The organism is Pandoraea vervacti, from assembly GCF_000934605.2.
Taxonomy (GTDB): Bacteria; Pseudomonadota; Gammaproteobacteria; order Burkholderiales; family Burkholderiaceae; genus Pandoraea; species Pandoraea vervacti.
The window spans coordinates 1,807,357-1,829,535 of the sequence record NZ_CP010897.2 but is presented as its reverse complement, the minus strand read 5'-3'; the positions used below and the strand labels follow the sequence as shown (position 1 = coordinate 1,829,535).

The window sequence follows — 22,179 nt, the reverse complement described above, 5'->3', positions numbered from 1 at the left end:
CCACTCTCCCCACTTTGGTGCGGCAGAACGGTTGCAATAATCGCTCGTAAACAAATCGGTATCACGCTTGTTTGAAAAATTCTGTTTCCGTGACTGGCGTTACCGCTCCGTTCCGATACAATGCGCGGCATGGCTGATTTTGATACCAGTTGGTCAATTCGCGTTTACTACGAGGACACGGACGCCGGAGGCGTCGTCTTCTACGCCAACTATTTAAAATTCTTCGAACGGGCCCGAACCGAATGGCTCCGTTCGCTTGGCATCGAACAACTTGAACTGGCCCGCAATACTGGAATGATCTTTATTGTGCGCGCCACTGCCGTCGACTATCTGAGCCCGGCCCGGCTCGACGACCTCGTCGTCGTGAAAAGCCGCATTGACCGTATCGGCGGCGCCTCGGTCGATTTCCTTCAGGAAGCGTGGCGCGACGCGCCGGACGGCACCAGCGAACTGTTGGCGCGCGGCAGCATCAAAATCGGCTGCGTGGCCGCCGCGACGTTGCGCCCCGGCAAGATTCCCGCGCACGTCCGTCACGCCATGCAATCGGCCGCCAAGGCGGCCAACACCCTGGCGAATGCCTCTGCCCGCGCGGCAGCCGCCTGAAGCCAGGGACAAAAATTCCGGTCAGTCAATAACCACACCATGCCCGATCAAGACCTTTCCATCATTTCGCTGGTCATGCATGCCAGCGTGCTCGCCCAGGCAGTCATGGGCTTGCTGCTGCTGCTCTCGCTGCTCTCGTGGACGCATATCTTTCGCAAGATCTTCGCGATCCGCCGTGCCCGCACCCAGACGGAGCGCTTCGAGCGTGACTTCTGGTCCGGCGGCGACCTTCAGGCGTTGTACCAAAGCGCACTGAACAACCGCCATCAGACGGGTTCGCTCGAACGCATCTTCGAATCGGGCATGCGCGAGTACATCAAGGCGAGCGAGAAAGGTCTGAACGATCCGCATGCGATTCTGGACGGCGCTCGCCGTGCCATGCGCGCCTGCTATCAACGTGAAATGGACGCCCTCGAAGCCAATTTACCGTTCCTCGCATCGGTCGGCTCGGTCAGCCCGTACATTGGTCTGTTCGGTACGGTGTGGGGTATCATGAACGCATTCCGCGGCCTCTCGAACGTGCAACAAGCCACGCTCGCCAATGTGGCGCCGGGTATCGCGGAAGCGCTGGTGGCCACGGCCATCGGTCTGTTCGCCGCTATCCCTGCCGTGGTTGCCTACAACCGCTTCGCCACCGACATCGACCGGCTGTCGATCCGCTTCGAGAGCTTCATCGAAGAATTCTCCAACATCCTGCAACGGCAGATTCACTAAGCATTCCGGGAGCGCCGAGACATGGCAGGTTCTATGCGCAACGCTCGCCGCGGCCGTCGCGCCATGGCGGACATCAACGTCGTACCGTACATCGACGTGATGCTGGTGCTGCTGGTCATCTTTATGGTGGCCGCCCCGCTGGTCGCGCCGTCGATCGTCAATCTGCCGAGCGTCGCCAACGCGAGCCCGCAGCAACAGACACCGCCGGTGGTCGTCAATATCGAAGCGGACAATCGCATGCTGGTGCGCTACAAGGATGGTGAGAACACCATCGAACAGCGTATGAGCGCCGGCGATCTGACCGGTTTCCTGCAAGGCCGCCAGGCGGCGAATCCGGATCAGCCGGTCGTCATTGCCGCCGACAAGTCGGTGAAGTACGAAATCGTCATGAACGTGATGTCCGATCTCAAGGCTCAGGGCGTGAAGCGCGTGGGCCTGCTCGTCAAGCAGAAATGAGTCGCACCGTCGCCCAGCCGGGCCGCCCCGTTCGTTCTGATCGTCCTGATCGTCCCGATCGACCTATTGGACCGCGCAACGCCGAGCGCGGCACGGGGCGGGCATTCCTGCTCGCGCTGCTCATGCACGCGCTGCTGTTCGCGCTGCTCTTCTACGGCATGCGCTGGCAGAACAGTTCGCCGGCCGGCTCCGAAGCGGAGTTGTGGACCCCGTCCGAGGTCGCCGAGCCGACACCGCAGGTCGTAACCCCGCCGCCGACGCCGGCACCGCCGGCCGTGGCCGCGCCTGCACCGCCGGAAGAAGACGCCGATATCGCGCTGCAGCAAAAGAAACGCAAGCAGGAACAGCAGGCCGCCGAGCAGGCGCGCCTGCTCGAAGCGCAGCAGGAAAAGGCGCGTCAGGAAGCGCTCAAGCAGAAGCAACTCGCCGAGCAGCAGGCCGCAGCCGAACTGGCGCGCAAGAAGGCGGCGGCCGACGAAGCCGCGCGACAGCAAAAGCTGGCTGATCAGAAGAAGGCCGACGAGAAGCGTCAGAAGGACGAAGAGGCCAAGAAGGCAGAACAACTCAAGCAGCAACAGGCAGACGCGCAAAAGAAGGCCGACGCCGAGAAGAAGGCTGCGGAAGACAAGGCAGCCAAGGCCAAGGCCGCGAAGGAAGCGGCGGCGCAAAAGGCGGCAGAGGCGGCGAAGGCCGATCGTCTGGCCTCGTTGCGCGGCATGGCTGGCGGAACTCCGGGCGCGACCGGCAACGGTCTGGGCTCGCAGGCGGGCGGTACCGGCTCGGGCGCTGGCGGCACGGCATCGGCGGGGTACGCCGACCGGGTGCGCGCCAAGGTCAAGCCGAATATTGCCTATGGCGGCGACACCGATGGCAACCCCACGGCCGTCGTTGCGGTGCGTCTTGCTCCGGATGGCAGCGTACTTTCGATGCAGCTGGTCAAGTCCAGCGGCAACCCCGCCTGGGATGCCGCCGTGCAGGCCGCCATCACCAAATCCGACCCGTTGCCGCGCGACACGAACGGCAAAGCCCCCCCGAGCGTCAATCTCCGCTTCAGCCCGAAGGGTTGACGGTGTTGTCAAACGGGAACGAAAACCGAGCGTTGTGAGTCCATTTTCACTCGAATGTGGTAAAAATGGCCCTTGCACCGCGTAACTGACCAAACGAACGCATGCGAATCTCCAGTCAATATGCATGGCGTGCGCTGGTGGCCACCTGGCTCACCGCGGCTTGCACGATCGCCCATGCGCAGACACCGCTGACCGTCGACATCACTGGCGTCGGTAGTAACCGCTACCCGATCGCCGTGTCGAACTTCAAGGGCACCGCACCGACGGACATCGTGTCCGTGGTCAAGGCCGACCTGAGCAACAGCGGCCGCTTCAACCAGATCGACACGGGCGGCGCCACCGTCGGCGTGGACGATTCGGTCGACCTCGGCACCTGGCGCGCCAAGGGTGCGAATGCGTTCGTCTCCGGCACCATCGTTCCGCAAGGCAACGGCAACTTCCAGGTCAGCTTCCGTCTTTACGACGCCGTGAACGGACAACCGCTCGGCGGGCTGGCCCTCACCTCCTCGCAGGCGAACCTGCGCCTGACCGCGCACAAGATCGCCGACTACATCTATCAGAAGTTGCTGGGCGATCGCGGCGTATTCGCCACGCGTCTGTCGTACGTGCTGCATAACGGTCCGAACTATCAGTTGCAGATCTCCGACTCGGACGGTCAGGATGCGCGCGTCGCGCTCAACAGCCGTGAGCCGATCATCTCGCCGGCCTGGTCGCCGGACGGCATCAAGGTCGCCTACGTCTCGTTCGAGAAGCGCAAGCCGGTCGTGTACATCCACGATCTGCCCAGCGGTCGCCGCGCCGTGCTCGCCAACGAGAAGGGCAACAACTCGGCGCCGTCATGGTCGCCGGACGGCAGCAAGCTCGCCGTGGCGCTCTCGCGCGACGGCAACACGCAGATTTATCAGGTCAACGCCAATGGCGGCGGCCTCAAACGTCTGTCGCGCAGCGGCGCGATCGACACCGAACCGCAGTATTCCCCGGACGGCAAATGGATTTTCTTCACGAGCGATCGTGGCGGTGGTCCGCAAATCTACAAAATGCCGGCCGGTGGCGAGAGTGAAGGCGGCGCGCAGCGCGTCACTTTCAAGGGGAGTTACAACGTCAGCCCGCGAATCAGTCCCGACGGCAAGTTGCTCGCGTTCATCGCGCGTCAGGGTGGCGGATTCAAGCTGTGCGTGCAGGATATGAGTACTGGCGATGTTACGGCTCTGACCGACACCAGCCACGACGAGTCACCGAGTTTTGCCGCGAACGGCAAGTACATTCTTTATGCAACGCAGTCGGGGGGCCGGAAGGTTCTTGCGGCAGTCTCGGTGGACGGGCAAACCCGGCAGATTCTTCAGGTTCGGGGAGGGGAAGTTCGCGAACCCTCCTGGGGCCCTTTCATGCAATAACATCAACAGCAACATCACTCGGAGGCTCATATGAGTTCCCTGCTTCGTAATATCCTCGCCATCTCTTCGCTGGCCGCGCTGGCCGCTTGCTCGTCGGGCGTGAAGCTCGACGACCAGGCTAACGCCAACAAGGGTCAAACCACGACCGACGCCCGCGCCGTCGCCCCCGTCGACGCTTCGGCCGACGAACTGAATAACCCGAACGGCCCGCTCGCCAAGCGCAGCGTGTACTTCGGCTTCGATTCGTACAGCGTCGATTCGCAGTACACCCCGCTGCTCCAGGCCCACTCGGCTTTCCTGACGAAGTACTCGCAACGTCGCGTGCTGCTGCAAGGCAACACCGACCCGCGCGGTACGAGCGAGTACAACCTGGCGCTGGGTCAGAAGCGTGCGGAAGCCGTTCTGAAGACGATGACGGCACTGGGCGCGAACGCCAGCCAGATGGAAGCCGTGTCGCTGGGCAAGGAAAAGGCTACGGGTACCGACGAAGCCACCTGGGCTCAGGACCGTCGCGTCGACCTGGCTTATTGATTGAATCGTTATGACGTCTCGTTTGCTTAAAAACATGATTTGCGCGGTGACGCTCGGCACTTCGGTGCTGAGCCCGCTCGCGCATGCCGGATTGTTCGACGACGACGAGGCGCGCAAAGCGATCCTCGATATCCGCAGCCGTCTGGATTCGGACAAGCAGCGGATCGAGGGGCTCACGCGCAACGTGCTGGATTTGAACAACCAGATCCAGCAGTTGCAACGTGATCTGGCCGACCAGCGCGGCCAGAACGAAGATCTGAAAAACCAGCTTGCCAACCTGCAACAGAGTCAGAAGGACTTCTATACCGACCTCGATGGCCGGTTGAAGAAATTCGAACCTCAGCAGATGACCGTCGGTGGCGTCACCGGCACCGTCCAACCGGGCGAGAAGGAAGTTTTCGACGCCGCGCTCGACAAATTCCGCAAGGGTGACTACAAAGGGGCGCAAACGGATTTCCGGACCTTCACCGCGAAGTATCCGGGCAGCCCGTATCAGCCTGAAGCGTTGTTCTGGCTTGGCAATTCGCAGTACGCCAACAACGATCTGAAGGGCTCGACCGCGACGCTGCAAGGCATCGTGACGAAATACCCGGATAGCCCCAAGGCTGCCGAAGCGCTGATGGCGATCGCCAGCAATGCTGCAGCGGCCGGGCAAGTGGCCGTCTCGAAAAAGGCGTATAACGACCTGTTGGCCAAGTATCCGAACAGCCAATCGGCCGCGGACGCCAAGAAGCGCTGGCCGAATCCGAAGTAAGACCTGCCTCGGGAGATTGCGCGAACCGATCTCCCGCTCCGGTCTCTCGTCATGCGTACGACGCCGCCTTTGGGCGGCGTTGTCGTTTTCAGCATCTTCAGCCCTCATCCATCCTCCCGGCCCTCCCGACATCCTCCCTGCCCTGTTTCGCCCTCCAATTGCGTCGGCTTTGCCGGACACGCGCGAGACCTCAAGTAGAATACGGACTTTCCAAACGTTCGAGGCGCGGCGTCTCAGGGGATGCGGGCGGGCCATCATGGCACTGCCACGTCATGACGACCGTGTCCGCGACAGGTACGCGCACCTGGCTGTGCGACATGTCTGATAACAACAAAGCCGGCCGCGCCCCGTGGCCCGCATCCATGTATCGAACGGCCGGGCACGGCCGCTATCGTCCTCTCGCCTCATGACCGACGTCGATCTCACCGCCCTCTCCCACACTGTCGTGTGGCTCACCTTCGGACTGGCCTTCGTGTTCGGGGCCGTGCTTCAACGCACCCACTTCTGCACGATGGGCGCGCTCTCGGACATCGTCAATATCGGCGACTGGAATCGCATGCGCATGTGGTGGCTCGCCATCGGCGTCGCCACGATCGGCACCGGCGTGATGGCGTCGCAAGGCATCATCGACCCGGTCAAGGCGATTTATACGACGCCGCGCTTTACGTGGCTGTCCTATCTCGTTGGGGGGTGGTGCTTCGGCGTGGGCATGGTGCTCGCTTCCGGTTGCGGCAGCAAGACGCTGGTGCGCATCGGCGGCGGCAACCTGAAATCGTTGCTCGTGTTCGTGATGATCGGCGTGTCGGCTTACATGACGCTCAAGGGTCTGTTCGCCGTATTGCGCGTCGCGGCGCTCGACAGCGTGCAAACGACGTTTGCGACGTCACAGGATCTGCCGACGTTGCTTGGCGGCGTGTTCGGCGGCGACGTGCATCGTGCACAACTCATCCTCGGTGTGGTGATCGGCGGCGCCTTTGTGATTGCCGCCGTCGCCCGTCGTGAATTCTGGACGTTCGACAATTGGCTCGGCGGGCTCGTCGTGGGCGCGATCATCGTGGCGCTGTGGTACGTGTCGGGCAACGTCGGCTACGTGGCTGAAAATCCGAACACGCTCGAAGAGAGTTTCGTGGCGACGAACTCCGGGAAGATGGAAGCCCTGTCGTTCGTCTCGCCGCTGGCTTACACGCTTTACTGGCTGATGATGTGGAGCGACACGAGCAACGTCATCACGCTGGGCATCTCCAGCGTGCTGGGCGTGATCGCGGGATCGTTCGTCTATGCGCTGGTATCACGCAATTTTCGCTGGGAAGGCTTTCAGGGAACCGAGGACACGGCCAATCACATGGTGGGCGGTGTGTTGATGGGGTTCGGCGGCGTGACGGCGCTGGGCTGCACCGTAGGCCAGGGCTTGTCGGGCGTATCGACGCTGGCGCTCGGTTCGTTCGTGGCGATCGGCGCAATTCTCGTGGGCGGCATCTGCGCATTCAAGTATCAGATGTGGCGCATTGAGCGCAGCGTTTGAGCACGAATTGCGCACAACCGCGAGAAAAGCCCGCTAATCGGACACATCTGCGTCCCAGAAGTATTGACACTATAACGACCCCGACGCTATAATCTTTTTCTTCGTTGGGTCGTTAGCTCAGTTGGTAGAGCAGCGGACTTTTAATCCGTTGGTCGCAGGTTCGAATCCTGCACGGCCTACCAGAATACAGAAGGGGTTGCGAGAAATCGCAACCCCTTTTCGTTTTTTCGGGGCGGGATTTCCATGAGCCATTGGTGATCTCGGCACGCGGCCTATAGTTGCGGCCCCAATCATTCCAGCCCTTCGTTGTGGGAATGCAGTTCTTGACACGCGCATCGCAGGCGCCAAAACTCGTTCGTCGTTTCGTGCACGGGCGCCTCTCGGAATTGCTCGACGGCATGTCTGACATACCGTCGAAGATCGACTGCGTTCTACGTTGTCCGAGAATGGCCTTTGGCGTCAGATGCTCTCAAGACGCCTTCCAGAAGATGTAGTCGGCCTGATATTTGACGGCTTGCTTCGCGCCTTTGGTTGCCATACTGCACTGCGCACTCGGGGCGTCATCGTTAGATGACTCGCGCTGCCAGCCAAGCATTGCGCGCGACCAGTTCCCGAACGAGCGCCCAATCGGCGTGTTCGCAAAAATCGTGCATCAACGTGCCGCACGGCCCCGAATATGCAGCCAACCGCGCGAGCAGCATGGCGTTGATTCCGCGCTGATCGTCGCGTGCGCCGCCGCACGCGACGCGAAAGGGATTCGCGCCCATGCCGGTGCCGCTGCAAAAATTGAGCACCCAGCGTTGCGCCGCAAGGCGCGCCGTCTGCCCGAGCAATGCGTCGATGCGGCGAAATTTGTAGTCGATGGCGCGCTCGATCGGCACGCGGTACTCGTCCTGAATCGTGAACGAAGCCCCGGGCGCGTCGATATCGAACGTTGCGTTATCCGGCCACGCCGTGAGATCGATGCCCAGCGCTTCGCTGGCCGTGTGCGAACGAGCAAAGCGCCGCAGCACCACAATGCGCCCCCGCACGTCGCCAAGCATAGGAATCGTGTCGCCCAGATACCATCGCACGTGCGCGGCGTAGCGCTCGACGTAAGCGGCAAAGGTCTGCGCGAAACTGCGCGAGCAGTGCCGATCGCCACATTCGTCCTTGATCGACATGACGATGCACTCGCCGGGGTGCCGCGCGAAGAACGCCGCGCACGTCGCGACGACATCGTCGAACCTCAACCCCAATGCAACGCGCTGATGGTTGATGTGAAACGCATCGTCTTCGTGACGGCAGCGAATGTCGAGCGCCCGCACACCGCGCGCCAATTGGACGGCAAGGCTCGCCCCTTGTGTTTTGACGAGTGCGTCGTCCACGGTATAAGCGCAGGTATCGTGACTGCCGGGCAACGTCAGACGATTGAGCGCGATATCGTCGGGCAGCGTTGTCATCCAGCCGGCCATGCCCGCGCCGGTCGACTCAATAGGCATCAGGTTCATGAGAAATCATTCCCCGGCGCCGTCTGGCGACCGGCATCGTACGTGTTACCGTTGCCTCTCGTTTCGTCGTCATCTTCCTGCCCTTTTCTTCGGGCACGCTGCGCGAAGCAAGCTTTGCGTCTCCTTACTCGCCACGCCATGCCGAAGAAACAAACGTCCTGGGTCACCGCCGCCGATGTCGCTCGTCACGCGGGCGTCTCGCGCTCCGCCGTATCGCGCGCTTTCTCGCCCACGGCCAGCATCGCCCCCGAGACCCGGGAGCGCGTTATGGAAGCTGCCCGCTCGCTCGGCTATCAGGTCAACCTGATCGCGCGCGAGATGATCATGCAACGCAGCAGCATGGTCGGGGTCGTCACCGCCGGGTTCGAAAACCCGTTCCGTGCGAAGCTCCTCGCACACATTATTGCCGCGCTCGGACGCCACAAGCTCACCCCCATCGTGGTGAATGCCGACGATCCGGTGCAGATCCGGCAATCGCTGGACATGCTGCTGAGCTACCGGATCGGCGGCGTCGTCATGACCTCCGCGTCCCCCCCACTCGGCCTCGCGCGCCAATACCTCGAAGGCGAAATCCCGGTAGTGATGATCAACCGCGCATCGAATCTGCCGGGCGCCGATGTCGCCGTGAGCGACAACGCCGCAGGCGCCAGCCTCGCGGCGCACATGCTGATCGACGCCGGCGCTACCCGTCTGGCTTTCGTCGGGCCGACGCGGCCGAGCTACAACGGCAAGGCGCGTTGCGCCGGCTTCCTGCGCGCGACCCGGCACATTGCCAACGCCGACCCGCATCGCGTACACCGCGTCGACACGCACGGCACGACCGGCGACACCTACGAGTGCGGCGTAGCGGCCGCGCACGCCCTGCTCTCGCAGGCCTCGCGGCCCGACGGCGTCTTCTGTTCGTCCGACCTGCTGGCGCTCGGCTTCATCGATACGGCTCGCCGACACTTCGCGATGCGCGTGCCGGAAGACGTGCGTATCGTCGGCTTCGACGACATTCCTGCGGCGAGCTACGAGAACTACCAGCTCAGCACCATCGCGCAAGATACTCATGCGCTGGCCGACGCCGCGACCGACATGCTCATCGAGCGGAGGAACGCCTATTCCGGTGCGTCCCGCACCCGCGTCGTGCCGGTCGCCCGCGTGGTACGCCATAGCTGCGGCCTCACGCCAGCGAACCGACTCCCCTGACGATCATTTGAGTCCGCCGGAAAAGCCATGCAGCAAATACCGCTGCACGTATCCGGCGAGCGCGAGCGTGGGCAGCGACGCCATCACCCCCACGCTCATCAGATCGCCCCAGTCGATGCCGTTCTCCGTCACGTAACCTGCCACGGCAAGCGGCAACGTAAAGCGGCTCGGCGACGAGACAAACAACAAGGCGAGCAGAAATTCGTTCCAGGCGGCGATCAGCACGAAAATCGCCGTGGCTACCAGCCCGGGCGCGCATAGCGGCAGCATGATGTGAACGAGTCGCTGGACGAGTCCAGCGCCATCGATACAGGCGGCCTCGTCGTAATCCACCGGAATCTCCCGCACGAACGAGAGCAGCATCCAGATGGCGAGCGGCAATGTGTACACCTGATACACCAGCATGAGGCCGACTTCGGAATCGAGCAGGTGCAGTGTTTTCGCCAACGAAAACAGCGGCACGGCCACGGTAATCGGCGGCATCAGCTTAACGGCGAGCACGAGCATCAGAAACACGATGTCGAGACGCCCCGGAAACCGCAGGCGCACCAGCGCATATGCCGCCGGAAACGCCAGCGTGAGCGAAAGCAACGTCGTGCCGACGCTCACGAGCAGCGAGTTGAGCATCTGACGACCGATGCCGCTCTCCCATACCACCTGGAAGTGCTGCAACGTCGGCGCGTGCGGCCACAGGGCGAGGGGACGTTCGAGCCGCTCCAGCGTCGGCATGAACGCCGCGCCGACCATCCAGACACACGGCAGGAGCATCAGGATCAGCGCAGCCATACGCAACGCCCAGAGCGCCGCGTGCTGTCTCGACGCGCGAAACGCGGGCGCGCCCGTCTGCCTAGCCTGCGAGGGGTGCGCAGTTGCAGGATTCGCACCCATCCCCGAAGCGGCGGAAGCGGTGGAAGCGGTGGAAGGAACGGCGTTCGTCATACGATCGGTCATACCGTTCATCGCGCCCTCGGCTGACGAATCGACATCCACACGTTGACCGACACCAGTACCGACGCCACGAGCAACATCAACACCGAAGCCGCACCGGCCGGTCCCACACTGAAAAAACGAAAGCCTGTGTCATAGACATAGGTCGACAACGTCTGCGTGGCATTCCCCGGACCACCGCCAGTGAGCGCATAGACCTTGTCGAAGAGCTTAAACGTGTCGATCGAGCGCAACAGCAACGCGAGTACGAACTGCGGCACGAGCAACGGCAGCGTGATGTCGCGCAGACGTTGCCACTCGTTCGCGCCGTCGGTGCGCGCCGCCTCGTACAACTCGGAATCGATGGACTGAATGCCCGCGAGAACGATGAGAAACGCCATCGGTGTCCATTGCCAGACGTCCACGAGAATGAGCGACCAGATCGCCATGCCCGGATCCGAGAGCCATGGCACGCCGGGCATGCCGAACTTCGCGAGCCATGCGTTCAGGAACCCGCCGAAATTCAGCCAGTTGCGCCAGATGGCCGAGCACACGAGCGTCGAGAGCATCATCGGCAGGATCAGCAACGGCATGACGAAGCGCCGCCCGCGAAACACCCGCGAGAACAACAGCGCCAACGCACCGCCGAGCGCCACCTCGCATATCGATGCGACAACGGTGAAGTGCACCGTATTGAAGAAGCTCGCCGAAAAGTTGTCGTCGGCGAGTACCGCCCGATAATTCCTCAGGCCCGCGAATACCCGGCGCCCGGAAGCGTAGTCGACATGAAAGAACGAATCGACCAGCACTTGCAGCACCGGATACAACGCCAGCACGGCAATCACGGCGAACGCCGGTCCAACGAGCCAGACCAAGGGCAACCCGCGACGCACAGCGCTCATGGAATCGTCAAATGTCCGTGTGGCGTGATCAGTTGGCCGCGGTGGCAATCACCGGTGCGATTTTCTGCGACGCCTGTCGCAGCGCCACCTCCGGCGTGAGTTGTCCGATGAGCGCCAGTTGCAGCGAATCGCCCAGCAGGCTTTCGATCTGCTCCCAGTTCTTGACCCGCGGACGTGCGCGGCCCGCTTCGAGCGCCTTCAATTGATCCGGGTACCAACGGAACTGCTTCACCAGCGCGGGGTCTTCGAACACGCTCTTGCGGGTGGGAGGAATGCCCATCGCGGCCAGACGCGTCTGCGTCTCATGCGAGCTCAGGTACGCGAGGAACGCGTGGGCCAGCGCAGCGTGCCGGGCGTCCTTCGGGATGGCCATCTGCCAGATGCCGAGCATGGGCGCCGATCCCTTCACTTGTCCGGGCGGCGCCTGCAAAGCGACGTCGCCGACAACGCGCGACTGCTTCGGATCGTCTAGCGCGGGCACCCATGCCGGCCACACTTCGATGGCCTGCGCAGCGGCGCCCTTTTGCAGCGCATCGCGCACCTCGGCCGCACCGTACACGGCAACGTCTCTGGGCGCATGGGCCTTGAGCGAGACGAACACCTTCAATGCGGCGAGCGCCTGCGGCGAATCGATCGCGACCTTCCCGTTCGTGTCGATCACGTCACCGCCGTAGGCCCACAGAATCGGCAGAAAGCCCGTCACGACCGGATTGCCCTTCGTGCCACGGAACACGACGCCGGACACGGCTGGATCGGCGCTGGTCGCCTGCGCGATCTTCAACACGTCGTCCCAGGTGCGCGGGGCTTGCAGTTTGTACTTGGCGAGCAGGTCGCGACGGTAGGCGAACATTTCGACGTTGCCGACGACCGGCAACGCGTACAGATTGCCGTTCGGCGCGCGCCCCAGCGCCACGGTGGACGCCACCATATCGGCATCGACCAGTGTCGTCGGCAGCGGCTTGAGCCAGCCATTCGCCATGAATTCCGGCGACCAGGTGTCGTCCATCATCACGAGGTCGTAAGCGCCGGTACCTTCGCGCATCGACAGCTTCAGCTTCTGATAAAGATTGGCATTGGGCAGCTTGAGCAACTCGATGTCGGCATCGGGATGCTGCTTCCTGAAGCCCGCGACAGCGTCGGTGAGGCCCTTGCCGTATATGTCGTCGCGCCCGGCGATCACCAGATCGGCCGCACTCGCGCCTGCCGCCGCAACGAACAGCCCCACAGACGCAGCGACGCACGCAGCGCGCAGGCGGGTGAATGGTTTCATACGATCTCTCAGCGGGTTGACGACATCGGCGGACCGCGATTTGCACACGTGTGCAAATCTGGCACAGAAACTGGCCAGTTGCATGGCATGTCGACATTCTGGCGAGGGATCGTTAAAGAATTGTGGCAGCAAGCCAGGCGCTGCCAAATGAACAAGAGCGGACCAACAGCGAACCGAACGTGGACCATCAGGGGAACGCCGGGGCGCCCTGTGGCGCCCGCGTCCATGTCTGCGCTCAACGTCAACGCGTCAGGCATCCGGGCGCACGCCCTTCACCGTCGCTGTCGCATGGCCCGCAGTGTCGGCGTGAGGGTCGGTGTGCCGTCGCCCGGCCACCTCCGCACTGCCCGGGTCGCCCGCAGGCAACCGGTGGTTCTCGATGTCCTGCACGACCTGGATAGCGGTCGCGTCGATGCCATCGGTCAATGGCTTTGGATCGAGGCCGATACCGAGCACCATGACCGCCATCGCCCCCAGCAAGGCGAACTCACGACGGCTCAAATCGTTGAGCGAGGCCACACGTTCATTGCCCACGCGACCGAAGATCACGCGCTTGTACATCCACAGGGTATAGGCCGCGCTTAGCACGAGCGTGAGCGAGGCCAGCGCACCGATCCAGAAGTTGGCCTTGATGGCGCCCATCAGCACCAGAAACTCGCCCACGAAACCGGACGTGCCCGGCATGCCGACATTCGCCATCGAAAACAGCATGGTGAACGCGGCGAAGCGCGGCATGGTGCTCGCCACCCCGCCATATCCGTCGATCGACGCGCTGCCGGTGCGGTCGTACAACATGCCGGTGCACAGCAGCATGGCGCCCGACACGATGCCGTAGGAGATCATCTGCATGACCGCGCCGTCGGTGCCCATCTCCGAAAAGAGAAACAGGCCGAGCGTCACCAGTCCCATGTGCGCCACGGCGGAATAGGCCAGCAGTTTGCGCAGATCGGTCTGCACCAGGGCCACCAGACTCGCGTAAATCACGGCGACGAGCGACAGCACCACCATCAGCGGCGCAAGGAAGTGACTGGCGTCGGGCAGCAGCGGCAAATTGAAGCGCAGCAATCCGTAGCCACCGAGCTTGAGCATGCCGAGCATGACGGCCGCGCCGGTCGGGCCGTCGAGATGCACTTCGGGCAGCCATGTGTGCACCGGCCACATCGGCACCTTGACCGAGAACGCGGCAAGGAATCCGATGAAGAGCATGACCTGCACGGCGAGCGGCAAATGCAGCGCCTGCCAGCGCGCCATGTCGAAACTCTGCGTCTGCATGTAGAGATACAGCATCGAGACGAGCATCATCAGCGAACCGGTCAGTGAAAAAAAGAAGAACTTCACCGCCGCGCGGGTCTTGTTGGCCCGCCCATACACGCCGATCAGCAGGTAAAGCGGCAACAACGTCGCTTCGAAGAAGACGAAGAACAACATACCGTCCTGCGCGGTAAACACGCCCTGCATCAGACCGGAGAGCACCAGAAAGCTGCCGAAGTACGCGCTCGTGCGCGTGGTCACGGCACGCCATGAAGCGAGTACGACGATGATCGTGGTCACGCCGGTCAGAGCGACGAGCCACAGCGAAATGCCGTCGATGCCCACATGCCACGATGCGTCGAACGCGTCGATCCAGCGAAAGCGCTCCACGAACTGCAAATGCGAGACGCTGGTCTGGAATCCACGCACGAGCGGCACGATCGGCGCGGCCGACATCACGGCAGCGACAAGCGATGCCCAACGCACGGTATTGGGGTGACGATCACGGCCGAGCAGCATGACGAGCGCGCCGGCGACGATGGGAAGCCAGATCAGGAGGGACAGGATGGGGAACATGAAGGGTCCTGGTGTGCCGCAACAAAAACGAGCGCAATTGCGCTATGTCGACGCGGCCACGGACGAACTTACCCCTCGCGCCTCACATGACGCGAAACGCGAAAAACAAGGCATATCAATGCCTGCAGAGGGGACGCCGGGCGCAGAGGCGCCAACGAAGGTGGCAAGCATACGCGCGTCAAATGTATTTTGCATCGCAGCAAATTTTACAAATGATTGCGAGTGCGTTGTCCGACTGGCCGGTCGGCGTTTGGCGTGTCGCAGGCGGCCTTGCGCGGTAAAGCCGGGACACGGGGAGCGTGCGAACGCAGCAAGCACTGAGAACGCGCGATGAACCGCCGCGCGTTACCGCGAGAGCGTCGGAATTGAAACGTCGCTCAGACCTTGGGACGGCGCAGATCGAACATCGGACCGATCTCGGCATAGTCGCCGAGATACCCGGCGCGCATGACCGGGTGCGCGCGGGCGGTGTCGAAGAGGCCATCGTCGTTCAGGAACTCGCGACGAATATGCACGCCGACCACCTGCCCCAACGTCAGCCAGTTGTTCATGGGTTTGCCATCGAGGTCGTGCATGCGCACCACTTGCAGCAGCTTGCATTCGAGCGACGCGGGCGACTCGGCCACATGCGGCACGTCTACATTGACGCCGGGCGCCTTGGTCAGCCCGGCGAGCTCGAATTCGTCGACCTCGTGCGGCACAGACGCCGACGATTGATTCATCTGTGCGACGAGGGTCTTGCTCGTCAGATTCCAGACGAACTCGCGCGTGGCTTCGATGTTGGATAAAGAGTCCTTGTAGCCTTCGCTGCAAAACCCGATGATCGGCGGGAAAGTGGCAAACGCCCCGAAGAAGCTGTAGGGCGCGAGATTGGCGCGGCCTTGCGCATCGCAGCTGGAAATCCAGCCGATCACGCGCGGCGCGACAATTGCCTTGAACGGGTCGTGCGACAAGCCGTGGCCTTTGGCCGGATCGTAGAAATGAACGTCGTCGGATTGGGACATGGGAGTGGATAAGCGATGGAGTGCGGTATTGCGTCGATGCTATCGCACTCTGATGATTTGCGTTTGCCGTCCATTTTTCCCCGATCTCCGATAACAGCTTGCGCCTTCCCGTCGCGGACTTCAAGCGCAAGGTCAGGCCGATGCGCTGCGGCCCAGGCGTTCGATCAGGTCGCGATGCATCGGCCATTGCACGCCCAGCGCCGCCGGGTCGGCCATTTCGAAATCCTCGAAGGCAAAGCCCGGCGCTACGGTACACCCGACCAGCGCGTAACGCGTCGACGGCGCGGGTTGCGCGGCAAACCAATGCCCGGCCGGCACGACATGCTGGAGTTGCTCGCCGCTCGCAACATCATGACCGAGGCGCGTGGTGATTTGTTTGCCAGACATATCGATCTCATGAATCAATAACGTGCCGCCCAGATGAAAATGCCAGACTTCGTCGCTGCGAATGCGATGGAACGCAGAAAAATCACCTGCTTCGAGCAGATAGAGAATCGCCGTCGAGACATTGCGAGCGCCGGAGAATCCGCTGGGTAACGCCTGGACGGCGATCGTATCCGAGGCGCGGTACGTCTCGCGATAATGTCCTCCTTCGGGGTGCGGCAACAGGCCAAGCGCAGCGACGAGCTCGGCTGCGGAGGATGCAGCTGTGGACATAACGGACTCCTTGGAAAGTCTTCACACGATATCGCATGTCGTTATCGTAACGAAGGCGAACGCCGCCTGATTCGCCTGACAGAACGAATATTCCGACAGATAAAACACATCGCAAACAAATCGCCCCCGTCCCAGCTCCCCAAACGGCGCATCGCGCCAGGCCACGCGCACAAACGCGGCGCGCATCGGCGAGATTTTTCGATTTGTGCGACGATTGCCGTATTGCGTCGCGCCAGGCGACGCGTTTTTCATTGCACGCGCCGTTGTTGGCGCCGTCGGATCATGTCTGCCACTCTCAAGATTGACTTTGTTTCGGATGTCGCCTGCCCGTGGTGCGCCATCGGCCTTGCCTCGTTGAAGACGGCACTTGCCCGTCTGGGTAACGAGGTCGACGCCAACCTGCACTTCAGCCCCTTCGAACTGAACCCCGACATGCCGGCGCAGGGCGTGCCGCTTGCCGACTACATGTCGCGCAAGTATGGTCTGTCGCCGGAGCAACTGGCCCAGAATCAGGCGAACATCAGCGCGCGCGCCGCCGCAGAAGGTTTTCCTATGCGCATGGATCTGCGCACGCATGCTTACAACACGTTCGATGCGCACCGCCTGCTGCACTGGGCGCAGACGCTCGGCAACGACAAGCAACTCGCGCTCAAGGAAGCGCTGTTTCGCGCTTACTTCGTCGAGGGCAAGCGTACGAGCGATCCGGAAGTGCTGGTCGACGCTGCGCAACAGGCCGGCCTTGACGCCGCACGTGCGCGCGAGATCCTGTCGACGAACGAATACGCGGAGCAAGTCCGTGCGCTTGAGCGTCATTATCAGAACCTGGGCATCAGTTCCGTGCCTGCCATCATCTTCAACAACCGTCATCTGGTGAGTGGCGGCCAGCCGCCCGACGTCTTCGAGCAAGCCATTCGTCAGATTCTGGCCGAGGGCTGAGCCGTCATGTCGTCGTTGCCCCCGACCGCCGAGCATTCGACGGTGAGCGCCCCTGCGGCGCAATTGCACGAACCGCCCGCCTCCGGACGCGGCCTCGCGATGACGGCGATTCTCCTCGCCGTCTCGCTGGCCAGTCTCGATACCGCCATCGCCAATACGGCCCTGCCGCAAATGGCGCTCGACCTGAAAACGACGCCGTCGGCGTCCGTCTGGATCGTCAATGCCTATCAGTTGGCGATGGTCGCCACCTTGCTGCCGTTTGCCTCGCTGGGCGAGCGTGTCGGACACAAACGCGTTTTCATGTGGGGCGTGGCGCTGTTTCTCGTCGCATCGCTGCTGTGTGCGCTCTCCCCTTCGCTGGGCTTTCTCGCCGGCGCGCGCGTGCTGCAGGGGGTGGGCGCGGCGGCGGTGATGAGCGTCAACATTGCGCTCATTCGTTTCCTGTACCCGGCCGCGCAATTGGGGCGTGGTGTCGGCCTCAATGCGCTGATCGTCGGCATCTCGTTTGCCATCGGCCCGACGGTGGCGTCACTGGTGCTTGCGTTTGCGAGCTGGCCCTGGCTGTTCCTCATCAACGTGCCGACCGGGCTGCTGGCGCTGGCGTTCTCGCGTCGCAATCTGCCGGATACGCCGCGCAGCGAGCACAAGCCGGACATGATCGCCGCGCTGCTCAACGTGCTGACGTTCTCGCTGCTGATCTTCGCGCTGAGCCAGAGTGCGCAACAGGCCGACTGGCATCTGACGCTCGCCTGCTTCGTCGGCGCCCTCGTCTTCGGATGGGCATTGATCCGACGTGAGCGCGGCCATCGTGCGCCGATGCTGCCGGTGGATCTGCTGCGCTTACCGGCGTTTGCCTTGTCGACGCTGACGGCGATCTGTGCGTTTGCGACGCAGGGGTTGGGGTTGGTGTCGTTGCCGTTCTACTTCGAGAACGTACTGCATCGCAGTCCGATCGAGACCGGTTTCTTGATGACACCGTGGCCGTTCTTCGTCGCCGCGATTGCCCCGCTCGCGGGACGCCTGTCCGACAGGTATCCGCCGGGCGCATTGGGCGCGATTGGATTGGCAATGCTCAGCGCTGGGATGGCCTTGCTGGCGATCATGCCGGAGCAGGCGCAGTTGTGGGATATCGGCTGGCGCATGGCGTTGTGCGGTCTGGGCTTCGGCTTCTTCCAGTCGCCGAACCTGAAGGCTTTCATGCACAGTGCGCCGCCGGAGCGCAGTGGCGGCGCGAGCGGGATGGTGGGCACATCGCGTCTGCTGGGACAGGCGACAGGTGCCGCGCTGGTCGCACTCGCACTCGGCCTATTCGGCACGCACGGCTCGACGTGGGCACTGGCGTGGGGCGCCGTGTTTTCTGCGGCGGGATGTGTTGCGAGCGGAATGCGGTTGGTGGGCAAGCGCCCGCATTGATTGCGCTTCACCGAGCTGAAATGCAAAGCCCCGCCGAGTGCGGGGCTTTGTCGTTTGGGGAGGTGGACCTGTCAGGGTTGACAGGTACCGAACGCATCGTCATCACCTAAAGTGAGAATCGTCCGGGACCTAGTCCGTTGCGCTGTTCGCCCGGCACCGTTTTCGGCGGCCACCGCCCGGCCCGGTAGCAGCGGAAGCCGAGGGAACGCATGCCCCAATTGGCGAGCACTTTACCGCCCTAGGCGACGGGATCTGGGTCAGTTCAACAAAGTCTGAACATCGGTTTAACCTGAGAACCTGATTGACGGCAGACGTGCGTGCGCCGCCCGTCGCCCCCCTTGGATAGAAGTGGCGCTTGCGCCCACCTCCGGATACCGTAAGAGGCAGATCATGGCGACCATTACGAATTTCACTGGCGGGGACGTCGATCGCGCAGGTGGCACCCCGTTTACGATGACGGGAACTGGACTGGCGAAAACCGTGCAGGTCTACTTCGTCGACGCGGCTGGCAAGAAAATCCATGCGGCCAGTTTCACTGTCGTGAGCGATACAAAGGTCACCGGTATCTTTCCGCCATTCTCGAGTTCGGGCAAGGCAAGTGTCACGTTAAGTGTCGGTGAGCACGCGACGCCCACCGCCTCCACAAGCTCCGGCATCCTCGACAACTCGTACGAATACGCGAATGAGTTTTTTGTTTTTGGGTTGCCGTCCGAGAGGCCGAAGCAGTAGAGGGCACCCCCACTCACTTCTCAATACCCAACCTGACGAAACTCTGGGTTCAACGTCTCATTCTTGTGGGGGGTCTACGATGGTATCCATAACCAATATCGAGCTTGGAAGCTTCAGCATGACGGGCGGGAGTGCGTTCACCATTTCCGGCACTGGGCTATCTGAAGTGGCACAAGTGCACTTCATCGACGCAGCGAACAAGAGAAATCCGGCCAAGACGTTCACGATCGTCAGTGACACCAAAATCACCGGCGTCTTTCCCGCACTTTCGGCGCCCGGTGGAGTAGTCGTCGTATTGAGAGTAAGACGAGATGCGACTGCTGCCGTGAGTCAAACCCGTACAGCTGATGACTCCCCCATCGTCGATCCGTGGGAAGTCCACCTGCAAAACCAAATCGCTTTCGTCAATCAATTCCATGTCGGACCTGTTTTTTAGATGGATAGATCTGTGGAAAAAATTTGCGAGTCTTAATCTCGCTCGCTGACTCCTCGGTGCTTCCAATACAAGCGAGACTCGTCATGGCGACCATTACCAAAATCGATGTTGGGAATACAAGCAGCTGGAGTTGCCCCTGTAACTCAGGACAGGCGGACACTGTTAGGTTGATGACACCGCATTACGCCTGAACTCGCGAGGCGAGCGGTATTTCAAGGCTTTGTGCGGGTGGCGCTCATTGTAGTGTTCAAACGCGATTGCCAGACGCGAGAGCGCTGTTGGTGCGTCAGGCTTGTCCATATAGGCGACGTAATCGTGCTTCATGGTCTTCACGAACGATTCGGCCATGCCATTGCTCTGCGGCGAACGGACCGGCGTGGTCAGCGGCTCAAGACCCAGTTCGCGAGCGAAGCTGCGCGTGCGGTAGTCGATGTAGGCCGAGCCGTTGTCCGTCAGCCATTCGATGGGGTGCGCGGCCTGCGTGGTGCCGAAGCGCTGTTCGACGGCGGCCAGCATCACGTCTCGCACCACATCACCGCTATGCCCGCCGGTCGTTGCGGCCCAGCTAATCGCCTCGCGGTCGCAGCAGTCCAACGCAAACGTCACGCGCAGCGGCGTACCATCGTCGCACCGGAACTCGAAGCCATCGGAGCACCAGCGGGTGTTGCTGCGCTCCACGGCAACGCGACCGTCATGCCGCCGCTTGTCTTGCCGCACGCCGGGGCGGCGCAGCAGCAACTGATGCTCCCGCATGACCCGATACACGCGCTTGACGTTGATGCACGGCGCACCGCTCTGCTCCCGACTGCGGCGCAGCAGCGCCCAGACACGCCGGTAGCCATAGGTAGGAAGGTGCGCCACATGGGCCTGAATCTCCTCGACCAGCCCGGCATCGTTGGTCACGCGGGCACGGCGACCATCGCGCCAGTCGGACGAGCGAGCTCGCTTGACCGCCACGGCAGAGCGCGCCACGCCGAGAACTTCGCAGACCGTCTTCATCGGTCGTCCCCCGGCAGCAAGGGCGAGCGCGCAATCAGGTTTTTTGACCGGCCCCATTCCACGGCTTCTTTCAGGATTTCGACCTCCAACGTCTTCTTCCCGAGTAGCCGTTGCAACTCCTTGATTTCCTTGATGGCGGCGGCTAGCTCAGATGCCGGTACAACGGTTTCACCCGCCTTCACCGCCGCCAGACTGCCTTCCTGGTATTGCTTGCGCCAGCCGAACACCTGGTTGGCATTGACGCCGTGCCGACGTGCAACGGCCGACACCGACGCTCCCGGCTCCAATGTTTCCTGCACGATGGCGATTTTTTCCTGCGCCGTGCGCCGACGACGGCGCTCCGGCTCGGTCAGAATTTCGATGCTTTCCACGTAATGACTAGGCTTACTGATAGGCACAAGACTATCCCTTATTTTAAGAGAGTCCTCGTGTCCTCAGATACGTGGGGCCGCTCCAGCAGCCGCAATGGGGGGCAATTTACAGTGACTGGAACGGGACTCTCCAACACCGTTGCCGTCTATTTTCTGCTATTTGCAACAGGTCAAAGAATTCCCGCTCAAAGTTTCACGATCGTTAGCGATACAAAAATTACCGGCACGTACTCGGCATTCCCCACTCCGGGATTGGCACAGCTGAACGTGACGGTTGAAGAGGACGTCTAAGTTGGCGAAACATGCCTGCCTGTCTACGACAGGTCGGTCGCATAGTTAGCCGACTTACCCTACCCAACCTTTAACGTCGTTTTCATCAATCGCCGAGATCGCTATCGCTCACCCGCTGCCAGATCGAGATCGGCACATCCCCGTTCGGACGTGGTGTCACGCGATAGCTCAACACGTCGCCGTTCAATTCGTAATTGCGCTTCTGCACCTGCCCTTCCCAATTCGGAAATGACGCGCTCTGAATATGGAAGCTCAACGTGCCGGCCGCCGAGTCGACCTTCAGCGTGCCGAAGTGCGTGCTGGAACCCATGACGGCCGCCTTGTATTCCTCCGCAGACGCAACGGCCTTATCCCCCGAGATAAATTTCACTCGCTCCGATTTGAAGATTTGCAGCGAGTAATGACCTTGCGCGTCGATCACGAGCCTCCCCTTCGGGTCGGCGCCGTAGTCGCGTGCGCGCGAACCGTCGGGGCGTTGAACGTCTGCCGCGACCAACGTCCATGTCCCTATCAGCGCACGTTGGTCCGTCTTCGCGTCCGCTTGCGCGGCGTTCGCCGTCAGTCCATACGCCACAAGCATCGCGCCGATCGCGCTCCATTGGCACATCGTCTGAGCCTTCATGCCTCGTTTCCTTCTCCGTTTGGGTTGGCACAGCGCGACAACCGTTGCCGCGCACCGGTGACGCTTCATTTCA

Annotated in this window: 22 protein-coding genes and 1 tRNA gene; 14 read left to right on the top strand and 9 right to left on the bottom strand. The window is 62.1% G+C overall.

Annotation, left to right across the window (positions count from 1 at the left end; translation table 11 throughout):
- The first annotated feature begins 120 nt into the window (after positions 1-120).
- The 9 genes from ybgC (at position 121) to UC34_RS08195 (ending at position 7,223) form a co-directional block, all read left to right on the top strand.
- Positions 121-603, top strand: coding sequence for a tol-pal system-associated acyl-CoA thioesterase (ybgC, locus tag UC34_RS08235; RefSeq protein ID WP_044455158.1), 483 nt, complete (start codon positions 121-123; stop codon positions 601-603).
- 39 nt (positions 604-642) lie between these two features.
- Positions 643-1,317: a protein TolQ gene (tolQ, locus tag UC34_RS08230; RefSeq protein WP_044455157.1), complete on the top strand. Its 675-nt coding sequence runs from the start codon at positions 643-645 to the stop codon at positions 1,315-1,317.
- Positions 1,318-1,338: 21 nt separating this feature from the next.
- On the top strand, positions 1,339-1,773 hold the full coding sequence (gene tolR / locus UC34_RS08225) for a protein TolR (protein WP_044455156.1): 435 nt from the start codon (positions 1,339-1,341) through the stop codon (positions 1,771-1,773).
- The gene (tolA, locus tag UC34_RS08220; protein ID WP_044455155.1) at positions 1,770-2,840 is read left to right on the top strand and encodes a cell envelope integrity protein TolA; all 1,071 of its coding nucleotides are present in this window, start codon (positions 1,770-1,772) and stop codon (positions 2,838-2,840) included. The genes tolR and tolA overlap by 4 nt, the downstream gene beginning before the upstream one ends.
- A 101-nt stretch (positions 2,841-2,941) precedes the next feature.
- Positions 2,942-4,234 carry a Tol-Pal system beta propeller repeat protein TolB gene (gene tolB / locus UC34_RS08215; RefSeq protein ID WP_044455154.1) on the top strand — a complete coding sequence of 431 codons (1,293 nt, stop codon included), beginning with the start codon at positions 2,942-2,944 and terminating at the stop codon, positions 4,232-4,234.
- 30 nt (positions 4,235-4,264) lie between these two features.
- Complete coding sequence (locus UC34_RS08210) at positions 4,265-4,765, top strand: OmpA family protein (protein WP_044455153.1); 501 nt, start codon at positions 4,265-4,267, stop codon at positions 4,763-4,765.
- Between the two features lie 10 nt (positions 4,766-4,775).
- Positions 4,776-5,519 carry a tol-pal system protein YbgF gene (ybgF, locus tag UC34_RS08205; protein ID WP_044455152.1) on the top strand — a complete coding sequence of 248 codons (744 nt, stop codon included), beginning with the start codon at positions 4,776-4,778 and terminating at the stop codon, positions 5,517-5,519.
- Between the two features lie 406 nt (positions 5,520-5,925).
- The gene (locus UC34_RS08200; protein WP_044455151.1) at positions 5,926-7,041 is read left to right on the top strand and encodes a YeeE/YedE family protein; all 1,116 of its coding nucleotides are present in this window, start codon (positions 5,926-5,928) and stop codon (positions 7,039-7,041) included.
- 106 nt (positions 7,042-7,147) lie between these two features.
- Positions 7,148-7,223: transfer RNA gene (locus UC34_RS08195), tRNA-Lys, on the top strand.
- Between the two features lie 384 nt (positions 7,224-7,607).
- Here UC34_RS08195 and UC34_RS08190 read toward each other — a convergent pair.
- Entirely contained in the window at positions 7,608-8,531 is a 924-nt protein-coding gene (locus UC34_RS08190) for a phosphatidylinositol-specific phospholipase C (RefSeq protein ID WP_237165275.1), read from the bottom strand.
- A gap of 138 nt (positions 8,532-8,669) precedes the next feature.
- Here UC34_RS08190 and UC34_RS08185 point away from each other — a divergent pair, with 138 nt between their 5' ends.
- The gene (locus tag UC34_RS08185) at positions 8,670-9,722 is read left to right on the top strand and encodes a LacI family DNA-binding transcriptional regulator (protein WP_044455150.1); all 1,053 of its coding nucleotides are present in this window, start codon (positions 8,670-8,672) and stop codon (positions 9,720-9,722) included.
- 3 nt (positions 9,723-9,725) lie between these two features.
- On the opposite strand, the gene UC34_RS08180 is transcribed toward UC34_RS08185, so the two are convergent.
- From UC34_RS08180 to UC34_RS08155, 6 genes are all read right to left on the bottom strand, one after another.
- Positions 9,726-10,610 (bottom strand): carbohydrate ABC transporter permease, encoded by an 885-nt coding sequence (locus tag UC34_RS08180; protein ID WP_044457905.1) that lies wholly within the window; start codon positions 10,608-10,610, stop codon positions 9,726-9,728.
- 68 nt (positions 10,611-10,678) lie between these two features.
- Positions 10,679-11,551, bottom strand: a complete 873-nt coding sequence (locus tag UC34_RS08175) for a carbohydrate ABC transporter permease (protein WP_044455149.1) — start codon at positions 11,549-11,551, stop codon at positions 10,679-10,681.
- A gap of 28 nt (positions 11,552-11,579) precedes the next feature.
- Positions 11,580-12,821 carry an ABC transporter substrate-binding protein gene (locus UC34_RS08170; RefSeq protein ID WP_044455148.1) on the bottom strand — a complete coding sequence of 414 codons (1,242 nt, stop codon included), beginning with the start codon at positions 12,819-12,821 and terminating at the stop codon, positions 11,580-11,582.
- 249 nt (positions 12,822-13,070) lie between these two features.
- On the bottom strand, positions 13,071-14,648 hold the full coding sequence (locus tag UC34_RS08165; protein ID WP_052810946.1) for a complex I subunit 4 family protein: 1,578 nt from the start codon (positions 14,646-14,648) through the stop codon (positions 13,071-13,073).
- A 377-nt stretch (positions 14,649-15,025) separates the two neighbouring features.
- Positions 15,026-15,652 (bottom strand): flavin reductase family protein, encoded by a 627-nt coding sequence (locus UC34_RS08160; protein WP_044455147.1) that lies wholly within the window; start codon positions 15,650-15,652, stop codon positions 15,026-15,028.
- A gap of 132 nt (positions 15,653-15,784) precedes the next feature.
- Positions 15,785-16,309: a cupin domain-containing protein gene (locus tag UC34_RS08155; protein WP_044455146.1), complete on the bottom strand. Its 525-nt coding sequence runs from the start codon at positions 16,307-16,309 to the stop codon at positions 15,785-15,787.
- A gap of 282 nt (positions 16,310-16,591) precedes the next feature.
- Here UC34_RS08155 and UC34_RS08145 point away from each other — a divergent pair, with 282 nt between their 5' ends.
- The 4 genes from UC34_RS08145 to UC34_RS08130 all read left to right on the top strand — a co-directional run bounded on the left by UC34_RS08145 (position 16,592) and on the right by UC34_RS08130 (position 19,823).
- The gene (locus UC34_RS08145) at positions 16,592-17,245 is read left to right on the top strand and encodes a DsbA family oxidoreductase (protein ID WP_044455144.1); all 654 of its coding nucleotides are present in this window, start codon (positions 16,592-16,594) and stop codon (positions 17,243-17,245) included.
- Positions 17,246-17,251: 6 nt separating this feature from the next.
- Positions 17,252-18,658, top strand: a complete 1,407-nt coding sequence (locus UC34_RS08140) for an MFS transporter (protein WP_084070444.1) — start codon at positions 17,252-17,254, stop codon at positions 18,656-18,658.
- A 390-nt stretch (positions 18,659-19,048) separates the two neighbouring features.
- A complete protein-coding gene (locus UC34_RS08135) occupies positions 19,049-19,387 on the top strand; it encodes an IPT/TIG domain-containing protein (RefSeq protein WP_157123080.1) in 339 nt (112 codons plus the stop codon).
- A 79-nt stretch (positions 19,388-19,466) separates the two neighbouring features.
- Positions 19,467-19,823 (top strand): IPT/TIG domain-containing protein, encoded by a 357-nt coding sequence (locus UC34_RS08130; RefSeq protein WP_072617446.1) that lies wholly within the window; start codon positions 19,467-19,469, stop codon positions 19,821-19,823.
- A 162-nt stretch (positions 19,824-19,985) separates the two neighbouring features.
- Here UC34_RS08130 and UC34_RS08125 read toward each other — a convergent pair.
- Both UC34_RS08125 and UC34_RS08115 read right to left on the bottom strand, forming a co-directional pair.
- Positions 19,986-21,184, bottom strand: a protein-coding gene (locus UC34_RS08125; RefSeq protein ID WP_167370682.1) for an IS3 family transposase whose coding sequence is annotated in 2 segments (ribosomal slippage) — positions 19,986-20,869 and positions 20,869-21,184 — 1,200 coding nt in all. Because the reading frame shifts where the segments join, the coding sequence is not laid out codon by codon here.
- 385 nt (positions 21,185-21,569) lie between these two features.
- A complete protein-coding gene (locus UC34_RS08115; protein ID WP_044455142.1) occupies positions 21,570-22,106 on the bottom strand; it encodes a lipocalin-like domain-containing protein in 537 nt (178 codons plus the stop codon).
- Positions 22,107-22,179: the final 73 nt, after the last annotated feature.

Excerpts from the sequence above, each read along its gene's own strand:
- UC34_RS08210 (WP_044455153.1), top strand. The coding sequence starts at position 4,265 with ATGAGTTCCCTGCTTCGTAATATCCTCGCCATCTCTTCGCTGGCCGCG.
- ybgC (WP_044455158.1), top strand. The coding sequence starts at position 121 with ATGCGCGGCATGGCTGATTTTGATACCAGTTGGTCAATTCGCGTTTAC.
- UC34_RS08160 (WP_044455147.1), bottom strand. The coding sequence starts at position 15,652 with ATGTCCCAATCCGACGACGTTCATTTCTACGATCCGGCCAAAGGCCAC.
- UC34_RS08170 (WP_044455148.1), bottom strand. The coding sequence starts at position 12,821 with ATGAAACCATTCACCCGCCTGCGCGCTGCGTGCGTCGCTGCGTCTGTG.
- UC34_RS08155 (WP_044455146.1), bottom strand. The coding sequence starts at position 16,309 with ATGTCCACAGCTGCATCCTCCGCAGCCGAGCTCGTCGCTGCGCTTGGC.
- UC34_RS08180 (WP_044457905.1), bottom strand. The coding sequence starts at position 10,610 with ATGGGTGCGAATCCTGCAACTGCGCACCCCTCGCAGGCTAGGCAGACG.
- ybgF (WP_044455152.1), top strand. The coding sequence starts at position 4,776 with ATGACGTCTCGTTTGCTTAAAAACATGATTTGCGCGGTGACGCTCGGC.
- tolB (WP_044455154.1), top strand. The coding sequence starts at position 2,942 with ATGCGAATCTCCAGTCAATATGCATGGCGTGCGCTGGTGGCCACCTGG.
- UC34_RS08140 (WP_084070444.1), top strand. The coding sequence starts at position 17,252 with ATGTCGTCGTTGCCCCCGACCGCCGAGCATTCGACGGTGAGCGCCCCT.
- UC34_RS08175 (WP_044455149.1), bottom strand. The coding sequence starts at position 11,551 with ATGAGCGCTGTGCGTCGCGGGTTGCCCTTGGTCTGGCTCGTTGGACCG.
- tolR (WP_044455156.1), top strand. The coding sequence starts at position 1,339 with ATGGCAGGTTCTATGCGCAACGCTCGCCGCGGCCGTCGCGCCATGGCG.
- UC34_RS08115 (WP_044455142.1), bottom strand. The coding sequence starts at position 22,106 with ATGAAGGCTCAGACGATGTGCCAATGGAGCGCGATCGGCGCGATGCTT.
- UC34_RS08135 (WP_157123080.1), top strand. The coding sequence starts at position 19,049 with ATGGCGACCATTACGAATTTCACTGGCGGGGACGTCGATCGCGCAGGT.
- UC34_RS08145 (WP_044455144.1), top strand. The coding sequence starts at position 16,592 with ATGTCTGCCACTCTCAAGATTGACTTTGTTTCGGATGTCGCCTGCCCG.
- UC34_RS08190 (WP_237165275.1), bottom strand. The coding sequence starts at position 8,531 with ATGAACCTGATGCCTATTGAGTCGACCGGCGCGGGCATGGCCGGCTGG.
- UC34_RS08185 (WP_044455150.1), top strand. The coding sequence starts at position 8,670 with ATGCCGAAGAAACAAACGTCCTGGGTCACCGCCGCCGATGTCGCTCGT.
- UC34_RS08130 (WP_072617446.1), top strand. The coding sequence starts at position 19,467 with ATGGTATCCATAACCAATATCGAGCTTGGAAGCTTCAGCATGACGGGC.
- UC34_RS08165 (WP_052810946.1), bottom strand. The coding sequence starts at position 14,648 with ATGTTCCCCATCCTGTCCCTCCTGATCTGGCTTCCCATCGTCGCCGGC.
- tolA (WP_044455155.1), top strand. The coding sequence starts at position 1,770 with ATGAGTCGCACCGTCGCCCAGCCGGGCCGCCCCGTTCGTTCTGATCGT.
- UC34_RS08200 (WP_044455151.1), top strand. The coding sequence starts at position 5,926 with ATGACCGACGTCGATCTCACCGCCCTCTCCCACACTGTCGTGTGGCTC.
- tolQ (WP_044455157.1), top strand. The coding sequence starts at position 643 with ATGCCCGATCAAGACCTTTCCATCATTTCGCTGGTCATGCATGCCAGC.